We start from the raw sequence: 12,874 nt of genomic DNA, 5'->3' as shown, positions 1-12,874 counted from the left end.
CCCGCTGCTGGGCGCCACCACCGACCTGCCGGACGGCACCGCGCTCTACACCAGCCGCCTGTCGAGCGGCACTCATCCCTGGCTGCTCGACCACGCCGTCACCGGCGTCCCGCTGCTGCCCGCGACCGCCCTGGTCGAGCTCGCCCTGCACGCCGGCCATCGCGCCGCCGTCCCCGCCCTGGCCGAACTGACCCTGGAGGCACCGCTGTTGCTGGACGGCGATGCCGTCCACCTGCAGACCGCCGTCCAGCCGCCCGACGCCGACGGCGCCCGCGCTCTGGCCGTCCACTCCCGCCCGGCCGCCGCCGGACCGCAGGAGCCGTGGACCAGGCACGCCACCGCCCTGCTCCTCCCGTCCGGCCCGGAAACAGCCCCGGCGCCGGCCCCTGAGTCGGCCCCGGAGGACTGGCCCACGGCCTGGCCGCCGCCCGGCGCCGTGCCCGTGGAGCCGTCGGCCCTCTACCCGGACCTCGCCGAGCGCGGCTACGACTACGGCCCGGTCTTCCAGGGCGTCCAGGCCCTGTGGCGCGACGGCGACACCGTCTACGCGACCGTCGAACTCCCCGAGCCCGCACACCCGGACGCCGCCCGCTACGGCCTCCACCCCGCCCTGCTCGACGCCGCCCTCCACCCCCTCGCCGTCACCGCCACCGACGCCGCCGCCACCGAGCAGCCGACCGCCCTCCCCTTCGCCTGGACCGGCGTCACCCTCGCCGCCACGGCCGCCACCAGCCTGCGCGTACGCCTGACCCGCCACGGAGCCGACTCCGTCGCGCTGACCGCCACCGACCCGCTCGGCGGCCCGGTGGTCTCCGTCGAGCGCATCGCCCTGCGCCCGCTCGCCCCCGGCGCCCTCGCCACCGCCCGTCCGTCCGGGCGCCCCGAGGGCCAGTACCACCTCGACTGGGCCCCCGTCCCCCCGGCGGAGGCCGCCCCCGGAGCCTGGGCCGCACTGCCCGAGCACCGCCTCGACGCCGAACTTCCGGACCCGGCCGCCCTGTTCGCCACCGACCCGCCCGCCACCGCAGTCCTCCCGCTCACCCTCCCCGACCACCCGGACCCCGTCGCCGCCACCACCTCCCTGCTCGGCTTCCTCCAACGCTGGCTCGCCCAGGACCAGCTGGCCGACACCCGCCTCGCCGTCCTGACCCGCGACGCCCAGCACGCGGATGCTGCGGACCGCCCCGTCGAGCCCGTCGCCGCCGCCCTGTGGGGCCTGCTGCGCAGCGCCCAGACCGAGCACCCCGGCCGCTTCCGCCTGCTGGACACCGACGGCCACCCCGACTCCCGTACGGCCCTGGCCGCCGCCCTCGCCCTGGACGAACCCCAACTGGCCCTGCGCCGGGGCGCGGTGCTCGCCCCGGCCGTCGTGCCGCTGCCCGCCCGTCCGGAGCTCACCGCGCCCGAGGACGGCCCCTGGCGGCTCACCCCCACCGGCGACACCCTGGACGCGCTGGCCCTGCTCCCCGCCCCGGACGCCGACCGCCCCCTCGCCCCCGGCGAGGTGCGGATCGCCGTGCGGGCCGCCGGGCTGAACTTCCGGGACGTGCTGATCACCCTCGGCGTCTACCCCGACCGCGCCCTTCTCGGCACCGAGGCGGCCGGGGTGGTCACCGAGGTCGGGGCGGAGGTGACGGACCTCCGGCCCGGTGACCGGGTCACGGGCCTGGTGTCCGGGGGCATCGGCCCGGTGGCCGTCACCGACCACCGGTTGCTGGCCCGCATCCCGGCCGGCTGGAGCTTCGCCCAGGCCGCCGCCGTCCCCGCCGCCTACCTGACCGCGCACTACGCCCTGGTCGACCTGGCCGGGCTCCGCGCGGGCGAACGGCTGCTGGTGCACTCGGCGGCCGGCGGGGTCGGCATCGCCGCCGTCCAGCTCGCCACCCACCTGGGCGCCGAGGTGTACGGGACGGCCGGGCCCGGCAAGTGGGACACCCTGGCCGCGCTCGGCGTCGACCCGGCCCGCACCGCCTCCTCCCGCACCCTCGACTTCGAGGGGCGCTTCCTGGCCGCCACCGGCGGCGCCGGGGTGGACGTCGTGCTGAACTCCTTCACCGGGGACTTCGTCGACGCCTCCCTACGGCTGCTGCCGCGCGGCGGCCGCTTCGTCGAGATGGGCAAGGCCGACCTGCGCGACCCCGAGCGGATCGCCGACCTGCACCCGGGCGTGCGCTACCGCTCCTTCGACCTGCTGGAGGCCGGTCCGCAGCGGATCGGCGAGCTGCTGGCCGACCTGCTGGAGCTGTTCGAGCGCGGGGCGCTGACCCTGCCGCCGATCACCGCCTGGCCGGTGGCCCGGGCGGGGGAGGCGCTGCGCCACCTCGGGCAGGCCCGGCACACCGGCAAGGTCGTGGTGACCGTCCCCGCGCCGATCGACCCGGCGGGCACCGTCCTGGTCACCGGGGGCACCGGCACCCTGGGCGCGCTGACCGCCCGGCACCTGGTGGCCGAGCACGGCGTCCGGCACCTGCTGCTGGCGGGCCGGCGCGGCCCCGAGGCCGAGGGCGCCGCCGAGCTGGCCGCCGAACTCGCCGGCCTGGGCGCCGAGGTGACGCTCGCCGCCGTGGACGTCGCCGACCGGGCCGCGCTGGCCGCCCTGCTCGACGCCGTCCCCGCCGAGCACCCGCTGACCCTGGTGGTGCACGCCGCGGGCGCCCTGGCCGACGGCGTCCTCGAGGCCCTGGACCGTACGGCCCTGGAGGCCGTGCTCGCCCCCAAAGCCCTGGCCGCCCGCCACCTGGACGAGCTGACCCGGCACGCGGACCTCGCCGACCTGGTGCTGTACTCCTCCGTCTCCGGCGTGCTCGGCGGGGGCGGACAGGCCAACTACGCCGCGGCCAACGCCTACCTGGACGCCCTCGCCCAGCGCCGCGCCGCCGAGGGCCTGCCCGCGACCTCCCTCGCCTGGGGCCTGTGGCAGCGGGCCAGCGGGCTGACCGGGGCGCTCACCGACGGGGACCGGGCCCGGCTGGCCCGCGGCGGCCTGGTGCCGCTGACCGACCGGGAGGGTCTGGCCCTGCTGGACACGGCCCGCGCGAGCGGCAGGGCGGCCCTCGTCACCACCCGCTTCGACCTGAGGGCGGGCCAGGAGGCCGGAACGGTACCCCCGCTGCTGCGCACCCTGCTGCGTACGTTGTCGGGCTCCCGGCCGGGCACCCCCGCCCGGCGCAGCGCCGCCGGCGCGCCCGCCCCCGGGGGCCCGGCCCCGCTGTTGGAGCGTCTGGCCGCCCTCGACCCGGACGGACGGGCCGAAGCCCTGCTCCAGCTGGTGCGGGCCCAGGCGGCCGCCGTCCTCGGCCACGGCACGGCCGACACCGTGGCCGCCGACCAGGCGTTCAAGGAGATCGGCTTCGACTCGCTCACCGCCGTCGAACTGCGCAACCGCCTCGGCGCGGCCACGGGCCTGCGGCTGCCCCCGACCACGGTGTTCGACCACCCGACCCCGTCGGCGCTGGCCGCCCACCTGCACCGGGAGCTGGCCCCCGGGGACGAGGCCGCACCGGACCCGCTGCTGCGCGAACTCGACCGGCTGGAGGCCCTGCTGCCCGCCCTGGGCGCCGCCGAGGGCGTCCGGGGAGCGGTCGGACGGCGGCTGCGCGAGCTGCTCTGGCGCCTGGACGACGGCCCGGACGGCACCGGCGGGAGGGGCACCGGAACGGGCACCGGGGAGGGTGCCGACCGCCTCACCGACCACCTCGCCGAGGACCTCGCGGCGGCCAGCGACGAGGAACTGTTCGCCGCGCTCGACGACGAACTCAACCATCCCGGAACGGAGGTCTGAGATGCCCGGGACGACAGAACCGACCGCAGCACCCGTCGGCACCACCGAGGAGCGGCTGCGCGACTACCTGCGCCGCGCGACCGCCGACCTGCGCCAGGCCAGGCGCCGCATCGAGGTCCTGGAGGAGAGGGCGCACGAGCCGGTCGCGATCGTCGGCATGGCCTGCCGCCTGCCCGGCGGCGTACGCGCCCCCGAGGACCTGTGGCGGCTGCTCGCCGAGGGCCGGGACGCCGTCGGCGACTTCCCCGCCGACCGCGGCTGGGACCTCGACACCCTGTTCGACGAGGACCCGGCCACCCCCGGCACCTCCTACGCCCGCCAGGGCGGATTCCTGGACGGCGCGGGCGAGTTCGACGCCGCCTTCTTCGGCCTGGGCCCGCGCGAGGCGCTCGCCATGGACCCGCAGCAGCGGCTGCTGCTGGAGGCCGCCTGGCGCACCTTCGAGTCCGCCGCCCTCGACCCGGCCGCCCTGCGCGGCAGCCGCACCGGCGTGTACGTCGGCATGATCGGCCAGGACTACGCCCCGCGCCCCCACGAGGTGGCCGGCGAGCTCGACGGCCACTTCATGACCGGCAACGCCGGCTCCGTCGCCTCGGGCCGGCTCGCCTACCACTTCGGCCTGCTCGGCCCGGCCCTGACCGTCGACACCGCCTGCTCCTCCTCCCTGGTCGCCATGCACCTGGCCGCCCGCTCCCTGCGCTCGCGCGAGAGCGACCTTGCCCTGGCCGGAGGCGCCTGCGTGCTCGCCCACCCGAGGGTGTTCCTGGAGTTCAGCCGCCAGCGCGGGCTGGCCCCGGACGGGCGCTGCAAGGCGTTCGCGGCCGGCGCCGACGGCACGGGCCTCGCCGAGGGCGTCGGACTGCTGCTGCTGGAGCGCCTCTCCGACGCCCGCGCCAACGGCCACCGGGTGCTCGCCGTGCTGCGCGGCTCGGCCGTCAACCAGGACGGCCCCAGCAACGGCCTCACCGCCCCCAGCGGCCCGGCCCAGGAGGCGGTGATCCGGGAGGCGCTGGACGACGCCCGGCTCACCCCCGACCAGGTCGACGCCGTCGAGGCGCACGGCACCGGCACCACCCTCGGCGACCCGATCGAGGCCCGCGCCCTGCTCGCCGTGTACGGCCGGGGCGAGCGCGAACGCCCGCTGCGGCTGGGCTCGTTGAAGTCCAACATCGGCCACACCCAGGCCGCCGCCGGGGTGGCCGGGGTGATCAAGCTGATCCTGTCCCTGCGGCACGAGACCCTGCCCGCGAGCCTGCACCTGGACGCGCCCACCCCGCACGTGGACTGGTCCTCGGGCGCGGTCGAGCTGCTCACCGAGGCCGCGCCCTGGCCGCGCGGGGAGCGCCCGCGCCGGGCCGCCGTCTCCTCCTTCGGGATCAGCGGCACCAACGCCCACCTGGTCCTGGAGGAGGCCCCCGACTCGCCGCCCGCCGAACCCGGCGCCGCCCCCGCCGAACCCGGCGCCGCCCCCGCCGACCGGCCCTGGCTGCTCACCGCCCGCACCCCCGAGGCGCTGCGCGAACACGCGCTGGCACTGGCCGCACACGCCGAGGCCGGGGCCGCCGACAGCGCGCAGGAGACCGCCCACTGGCTCGGCCACGGCCGCGCCCGGTTCCCGCACCGGGCCGCCGTGCTGACCGACCGTCCGCGGGAGATCGCCGCCGCCCTGCGCGCCCTGGCGGCGGGCCGCGCCCACCCCGCCCTGGTGCGCGGCCCCGCGGCGGTCACCGCCCCCGCCCGGGCCGCCTGGACCTTCTCCGGCCAGGGCTCCCAGCACCCCGGCATGGGCCGCGAACTCCACGCCGAGCACCAGGAGTTCGCCAAAGCCCTGGACGAGGTGTGCGACGCCCTCGACCCCCACCTCGAGCGCCCGCTGCGGGACGTGATGTTCGCCGAGCCCGGCACCGCCCACGCCGCCCTGCTGGACCGCACCCGCTACACCCAGCCGGCCCTGTTCGCCCACCAGAGCGCGCTGGCCCGGCTGCTCGGCACCCGGCTGCCCCCGCCCGTCGCGGTGCTCGGCCACTCGGTCGGCGAGGTCTCCGCCGCCCACCTGGCCGGGGTGTTCGACCTGGAATCGGCGGCCGCGCTGGTCGCCGCCCGGGCCCGGCTGATGGACGAACTGCCCGCCGGCGCGGGAGCGATGCTCTCTGTCCAGGCCCCCGAGGAGCGGCTCACCGAACTGCTCGCACCGTACGGGCAGGCGTTGGGCCTGGCCGCCGTGAACGGACCCGCCTCCACCGTGGTCTCCGGCGACGCCGCCGCCGTCGCCGAACTCGACCGCGAGCTCACCGGGCTCGGGCTGCGCACCCGCAGGCTGCGCGTCTCGCACGCCTTCCACTCCGCCCACCTGGACCCGGTGCTGGAGCGCTTCCACGCCGAGGCGCAGCGGATCACCTACCGCGCCCCGGGCCTGCCGGTGATCAGCAACCTCACCGGCGAGACCGCCGACCCTCAGCGGATCGCCGGCCCCCGGTACTGGACCGAGCAGATCCGCGCCACCGTCCGCTTCGCCCAGGGCGTGCGCACCCTGCGCGACCGGCACGGCGTCACCGCCTACCTGGAGCTCGGCCCGCACAGCACGCTCAGCGCGCTGACCGCCGCGATCCACCCGGAGGCCGTCCACCTGGCCGCGCAGCTGCGCGAGCGGCCCCAGCCGAGGGCGCTCGCGGCGGCGCTGGCCGGGGCCGAGGTGCACGGGCTCGCCGTCGCCCGGCCCGTCGGCCCGGCGCCCGCCGCCGACCCCGACACCGTGCCCGGCCACCCCTTCGCGACGACGGTCCACTGGCTGGCCACCCCCGGCCCCTCCGGCGCCGCCCCGGCCGGGACGCCCGCGCCGCCCGCTGCCGCCCCGTCGGCCACCGAGGACCCGGCCGTGGACCCGGCCGAGCTGCTGCGGCGATGGACGGACGCGCGGGCCCCGGAGCGCACCGCCCTGCTGCTGGCGCTGGTCCAGGAGCAGGCCGCCGCCGCCCTCGGCTACACCGACCCGGCGCGGATCGGCGCCGCGGAGCGCTTCCAGGACCTCGGCTTCTCCTCGTTCAGCGTCCTGGACCTGCGCAACCGGCTCGGTGCGGCGACGGGCCTCACCCTGTCGCCGATGGTCGCCTTCGACCACCCCGTCCCCGCCGAACTCGCCGCGCACCTGGACCAGTTGCTGGCCGAGTCCGTTCTGCCCACCTCTTGAACCCAGCCCGAAGGAGCGAACCCCGGTCATGCGCGTCGGAATCACCTACCTCAGCATCTCCCCCTCGGTGGACCGCCAGTCCGCCCGCCGCAAGTACCTGGACTTCGCCCGGCAGGTCGAATGGGCCAACGACAAGGGCTTCTCCGGCATCTGGATCACCGAGCACCACTTCTCCGGCTACAGCCTCAGCTCCTCGCCGCTGCTGCTGCTCGGCCAGGCCGCCGCGATCGCCCCCGACCTGAGGGTCGGCACCGGCATCCTGGTGCTGCCCCTGTGGGACCCGGTCCGCCTCGTCGCCGACGTCAACACCCTGGACCAGGTCTCGGGTGGGCGGCTGGACCTCGGCATCGGCCGCGGCTACCAGCCGCACGAGTTCCTGGGCTTCGGCCGCGACCTCGCCACCAGCCGGGCCGCCTTCGAGGAGTCCGCCGACCTGGTGCTGCGGCTGCTCACCGAGGACGCGGTCACCCACAAGGGCGAGTTCCACCGGATCGACGCCCCGGTGACCGTCCTGCCGCCCTCCCACCAGTCCCCGCACCCGCCGGTCTGGGCCGCCGCGATCTCGCCGGAGTCCACCCGCTTCGCCGTCCGCCGCGGCTTCCACCTGCTCGGCCTGGCCCTGTCGACCCCGGCCGAACTCGCCGCCCAGTGGCAGACGGTGAACACCCTGGCCGCCGAGGAGGGGGTCAGGGCCGAGGGCCTGGAGTACGCCGTCAACCGCTTCGTCCACCTCGGCACCGACCCGGCCGGGCGCCGGGCCGCCGCCCGCGAGGTCGCCCGCCAGATCCAGACCTCCCGGGCCCTGGCCGAGGGCGCCCACCCCGCTGGGGGCATGCCGCCCGTCCCCGCCGCCGTCGACCCGGCCGACGAGGAACTCGCCTACGAGCGCCTCCTGGCCGGCTCGCCCGAGCAGATCGTCGACCAGCTGGCCGAACTCGCCGCCGCCGGCGTCACCCGGGTCAACGCCGCCTTCGAGTACGGGCTGCTGCCCGCCGACACGGCCTTCGCCGCGCTGCGCACCTTCGCCGCCGAGGTGCTCCCGGCCCTGCGGGAGCTGCCCGTACCGCTCTGAGCCCGTACCGCTCTGAGCCCGTACGGCGAGGGGTGGGGCAGCTTCCCCCGCTTGCCCCACCCCTCGCCGCGTACGCCTACGCGCCCAGCCCCGCGAGCTCGGCCAGCCGGGTGTAGGACTCCCGTCGGTCCGCCGGGTCGTAGGTGTTCGCGACCACCATCACCTCGTCGGCGCCCGACTCCTCGGTGAAGGACTTCAGCTTCGCCGCCACCGTGTCCGGCCCGCCCACCACCTCCGCGCGCAGGTCGTTCAGCGGCGCGGCGCGCTGCACGGCCCGCTCGGCCGGGGTCGGCCGGTGGGCCAGGGCCTCCTCGACGGACAGCAGCGGCGCGGAGTTGCCCGCCGCGTGCTGGGCCAGCGCCAGCCGCCACGGGGTGGCCAGCTCCTCGGCGTGCCGGTCGTCCCGGCCCACGACCACGGTCAGCGTCAGGACCGCCCACGGCCGCGCGCCCTCGCGGGCCGGCCGGAACTGCTCCCGGTAGCGGCGCAGCGCCGCGAAGGCGTTGGCCGGGTCCTGGTACGCCGCCAGGTACGCGTAGCCCAGCCCCAGCCGGGCCGCGACGCCCGCCGAGGCGGGGCTGCCGCCGAGCAGGAACACCCCGGGCAGCGGCGCGTCCGTCGGCACGGCCCTGACCCCGGCGAGCTCGTGGCCCTGCGGCAGGGCGGCGTGCCCGCCGAAGGCCAGCAGCTGCGCCAGCTGGCCGTTGAACACCTCGGGGGCGAGCGAGGAGCGCTGGAGCAGCGCGGCGGTCGGCCCGTGCCCGGTGCCGCTGGAGCGGCCGATGCCGAGGTCGATCCGGCCGGGGTGCAGGGCCTCCAGCGTGCGGAACTGCTCGGCCACGTGCAGCGGCGAGTGGTTGGGCAGCAGCATCCCGCCGGCGCCGATCCGCAGCCGGGTGGTGCGGGCGGCCAGGTGGGCGATGACGATCTCGGGCGCCGAGATGCCCACCGCCGCCTCGGCGTGGTGCTCGGCCACCCAGTAGCGGCTGAAGCCCAACTCCTCGACGTGCAGTGCAAGTTGAACGGCCTCGGCGAGCAGTTCGGAGGTGCCGGTGCCGGCCCGTCGGGGGCCCTGGTCGAGGACGGAGAACGCGGTCATGCCTGTTTCCTCAGGTGTCGGCCCCCGATGGGAAGGGAGCGGGTGGATCGGGCCGGTGCGGCGGCGCTCACACGGCCGCCGGGGCCGGGTAGGGGTGCGGCAGGCCGTAGTGCTCGCGCAGGGTGGAGCCCCGGTACGAGGAGCGGTAGACGCCGCGCTGCTGCAGGATCGGCACCACCAGCTCGACGAAGGCGGGCAGTCCGTCGGCGAAGACGTCCGGCATCAGGGTGAAGCCGTCCGCGGCGCCGGAGACGAACCACTCCTCGGCCACGTCGGCGACGTGCTCGGGCGTGCCGATCGCCTCGATGTGCGCCCCGCGCCAGGGGGCGTGTCCGGCCAGCTCGTCCAGCCGCCGCAGCCGGGCCGCGGCCTCGCGGCGGCTGTCGGTGACGGTGGTCATCAGCCCGGGCAGGATCTTGACCGACCGGGGGTCGCGGCCGTGCCGCTCGGCCCTGGCCCGTACGTCGGCGGCGTAGGCGTGGGCGACGTCCGGGGTCTTGGCCCCGGAGAACACCACGTCGGCCGTGCGCCCGGCCAGTTCGCGCCCCGGCTCCGAGGCGCCCGCCTGCACCACCAGCGGGTGGCCCTGGGCCGAGGGCGGCAGCGGCAGCGGCCCTCGGACGCTGAAGTGCTCCCCGTGGTGGGATATCGGCCGCAGCCGCCCGGAGTCGGTGAACCGCCCGGTGCGCACGTCCGCGACCAGCGCCTCCGGCTCCCAGCTGCGCCACAGCGCCTTGACGATGTCGACGAACTCCTCGGCGCGCGCGTACCGGTCGGTGCGCGGAGCCAGCCCGCTGCCGCCGAAGTTGGCGGCGACCTGCGGGATGTAGGTGGTGACGGCGTTCCAGCCGGCCCGGCCGCCGCTGAGCACGTCCAGCGACTTGAAGCGGCGGGCGATGTTGTACGGCTCGTTGGAGGTGGTGGAGGCGGTGGCGATCAGGCCGATCCGGGAGGTGGCGGCGGCGATCGCGGTGAGGACGAGGGTCGGCTCGTGGTAGTACGCGCCGTGCGGGCTGGATTCGATGTCGGCGAAGATCCCGGGGGTGTCGGAGAGGAACACCGCGTCCATCAGCCCGCGTTCGGCGAGCTGCGCGGCGGCCACCCAGGTCTCCACCCGGGCGAAGCCGTACGGGTCGGAGCCGGGCTCCCGCCAGGCGGCGGGGTGCACTCCCATGGCGCCGCCGACCATGTGGAGGTTGAGGTGGAGCTCGCGTTCGGTGCTCGGTTCGGTGGTCACAGGGCCTTCCCGGGGTTCGGGCCGTCCAGCCGGGGGACGGCGTCCAGCAGTTGGCGGGTGTAGGGGTGGCGCGGCGCGGTCAGGACCTCGGCGACGTCCCCCGACTCGACGACGGCGCCGTCCTTCATCACCAGCACCTCGTCGGCGAGGTGGCGCACCACGCCGAGGTCGTGCGAGACGAAGACGTAGGCGACGCCGAGTTCGGCCCGCAGCTCGGCCAGCAGGTCGAGGACCTGGGCCTGGACGGAGACGTCCAGCGCCGCCACCGGCTCGTCGAGCACGACGATCCGCGGGCGCGGCGCCAGGGCCCGGGCGATCGCCACCCGCTGGCGCTGCCCGCCGGAGAGTTCGCGCGGACGGCGGTGCAGCAGCTCCGGGCCCAGCCCGACCTGCTCCATCAGCTCGGCGACCCGCCCGGCCCGCGCCGGCCGGGGGACCCCGGTGGCGGCCAGCGGCTCGGCGATGATCCGGGCGACGGGGTAGCGCGGGTCGAAGCTGCTGAGCGGGTCCTGGTGGACGACCTGGATGCGCCGGTGCAGGGCGCGCCGCGCGGCCCCGCGCAGGCCCTGCCAGGACCGCCCGTCCACCTCGACGCTCCCGGCGTCCGGCGCGGCCAGGCCCAGCAGCAGGCGCCCGACGGTGCTCTTGCCGGAGCCGGACTCGCCCACGACGCCGAGGGTGCGGCCCTCCCGCAGGGTCAGCGAGACGTCCCGGACGGCGGCCACCGGGGCGTGGCCGGGCACGGCGAAGGACTTGTGGAGCCCCTCGGCCCGCAGCACCACCCGCTCCCCGGTGCGCGGCCGGGGCAGCTCGGCGCCCGCCCGCGGCCCGGAGAGCCGGGTCCCGCGCGCCTGCGGCCGGGGCACGGCGGCGAGCAGCAGCCGGGTGTACGGGTGCTTCGGTTCGGCCAGCACCTCGGCGGTGGGGCCCTGTTCGACCACCTCGCCGTCCTTCATGACCAGCACCCGGTCGGCCACCCGCGCCACCACCGCCAGGTCGTGGCTGATCAGCAGCAGCGCCCGCCCGGCCCTGCGCCGCTCGGCGAGCAGCTCCAGGATCTGCGCCTGGACGGTGACGTCCAGGGCGGTGGTGGGCTCGTCGGCGATCAGGAGCGCCGGGTCGGCGGCGAGCGCGGAGGCGATCAGGGCCCGCTGGCGCAGGCCCCCGGACAGCTGGTGCGGGTACTGGCGGGCGCGCAGCTGCGGCTCCGGCACCCCCGCCTCGGAGAGCAGCCGCAGCACGTGGGCGGGCACCTCGGCGCGCGGCACGGTGCGGTGGGCGCGCAGCGCCTCGGCGATCTCCTCGCCGACCCGGCGCAGCGGGTCGAGGGAGACCAGCGCGTCCTGGAGGACGAAGCCGATCCGGCGCCCGCGCAGCGGCCGCCACCGGCGCTCCGTCAGCGCGCCCGCCTCGCGGCCGTCGATCAGGAACGCCTCGGCGGTGGTGCGCGCCCCGGGCCCGGCCAGTCCGACCAGGCTGCGCGCGGTGACGCTCTTTCCGGAGCCGGACTCGCCGACCAGGGCGACGCTCTCCCCGGCCCGGACGGTCAGCGACAGGCCGCGCACGGCGGTGACCGGCCCGCGCGGGCCGGGGAAGGCGACGGTGAGGCCCCGCACCTCGACCACCGGAGGGGCGGGCTCGGTGTGCGGGGCGGCGGGCTCGGAGCGGGTCTCGGTGCTCATCACGCCACCCGCCCCTCGGCCCGGTCCTGGAGCCACTGGCCGACGGCGGAGACAGCCAGCACCGTGAGGGTGATCGCCGCGCCCGGAAAGACCGCCGTCCACCAGGCGACCTCCACGTAGTCGCCGCTGCCGGCGAGCATCGCGCCCCACTCGGCGGTCGGCGGCTGCGGGCCCAGCCCGAGGAAGCTGAGCGCGGAGCCGGTGACGATCATGCCGCCCACGCCGACGGTGGCCAGCGCCAGCAGCGGCCCGACGGCGTTCGGCACGACGTGCCGCAGCACCACCTGGAAGCGGGACCAGCCGAGCACGGTGGCCGCCTCGACGTACCCGGTGCCGCGCACCCGCAGCACCTCGGCCCGCACCAGCCGGGCGTACCCGGGCAGGGTGACCAGGGCGAGCCCGGCCACCAGGTTCCCGGTGCCGGTGCCCAGCACCGCGACCACCAGCAGGACCAGCAGCACGCCGGGGATGGACATCAGGACGTCCAGCACCCGTCCGGCGACGCGGTCGACGGCCCGTCCGCCCTGGGCGGCCAGGACGCCGATGACGGTGCCGGCGGCCAGCGCCAGGGCCGAGGCGGACAGGCCGATCACCAGGGAGGGCCGGGCGCCGTGCACCACACGGGAGTAGACGTCGCGTCCGTTCTCGTCGGTGCCCATCCAGTGCGCGGACCCGGGCGGCAACAGGCTGTCGGCGGGGCTGGCCGCGTCCGGCCCCGTCCCGCTGAGCAGGCCCGGGGCGAGCGCGGCCAGCAGGAGGACGGCGCAGACCGCGAGCCCCAGGGCGGCTCCGGGCCGGATGCGGGGGATGACCACG

At 77.3% G+C, this 12,874-nt stretch carries 7 protein-coding genes; 3 read left to right on the top strand and 4 right to left on the bottom strand.

Annotation, left to right across the window (positions count from 1 at the left end):
* Positions 1 to 4 precede the first annotated feature (4 nt).
* The 3 genes from IH61_RS50045 to IH61_RS0128785 are packed head-to-tail and all read left to right on the top strand — an operon-like array spanning position 5 to position 8,040.
* Positions 5 to 3,781: an SDR family NAD(P)-dependent oxidoreductase gene (locus IH61_RS50045; protein ID WP_420714005.1), complete on the top strand. Its 3,777-nt coding sequence runs from the start codon at positions 5 to 7 to the stop codon at positions 3,779 to 3,781.
* The gene (locus IH61_RS0128790; protein ID WP_420714004.1) at positions 3,762 to 6,968 is read left to right on the top strand and encodes a type I polyketide synthase; all 3,207 of its coding nucleotides are present in this window, start codon (positions 3,762 to 3,764) and stop codon (positions 6,966 to 6,968) included. Before IH61_RS50045 ends, IH61_RS0128790 begins: the two co-directional genes overlap by 20 nt.
* A 28-nt stretch (positions 6,969 to 6,996) precedes the next feature.
* Positions 6,997 to 8,040 (top strand): LLM class flavin-dependent oxidoreductase, encoded by a 1,044-nt coding sequence (locus tag IH61_RS0128785; protein ID WP_031075094.1) that lies wholly within the window; start codon positions 6,997 to 6,999, stop codon positions 8,038 to 8,040.
* A gap of 76 nt (positions 8,041 to 8,116) precedes the next feature.
* Here IH61_RS0128785 and IH61_RS0128780 read toward each other — a convergent pair whose 3' ends face one another.
* The 4 genes from IH61_RS0128780 to IH61_RS0128765 form a co-directional block, all read right to left on the bottom strand.
* Positions 8,117 to 9,139: an LLM class flavin-dependent oxidoreductase gene (locus IH61_RS0128780; RefSeq protein ID WP_031075092.1), complete on the bottom strand. Its 1,023-nt coding sequence runs from the start codon at positions 9,137 to 9,139 to the stop codon at positions 8,117 to 8,119.
* A gap of 67 nt (positions 9,140 to 9,206) precedes the next feature.
* Positions 9,207 to 10,376, bottom strand: coding sequence for an NtaA/DmoA family FMN-dependent monooxygenase (locus IH61_RS0128775; RefSeq protein ID WP_031075090.1), 1,170 nt, complete (start codon positions 10,374 to 10,376; stop codon positions 9,207 to 9,209).
* Positions 10,373 to 12,058 carry a dipeptide ABC transporter ATP-binding protein gene (locus tag IH61_RS0128770; protein WP_051838222.1) on the bottom strand — a complete coding sequence of 562 codons (1,686 nt, stop codon included), beginning with the start codon at positions 12,056 to 12,058 and terminating at the stop codon, positions 10,373 to 10,375. Before IH61_RS0128770 ends, IH61_RS0128775 begins: the two co-directional genes overlap by 4 nt.
* On the bottom strand, positions 12,058 to 12,873 hold the full coding sequence (locus IH61_RS0128765) for an ABC transporter permease (RefSeq protein ID WP_234327375.1): 816 nt from the start codon (positions 12,871 to 12,873) through the stop codon (positions 12,058 to 12,060). Before IH61_RS0128765 ends, IH61_RS0128770 begins: the two co-directional genes overlap by 1 nt.
* Position 12,874 lies beyond the last annotated feature (1 nt).

Source organism: Streptomyces sp. NRRL WC-3742 (genome assembly GCF_000720635.1).
Classification (GTDB): domain Bacteria; phylum Actinomycetota; class Actinomycetes; order Streptomycetales; family Streptomycetaceae; genus Kitasatospora.
Note: the sequence above shows the minus strand (reverse complement) of the source record. Positions and strands in the feature narration are given on the sequence as shown.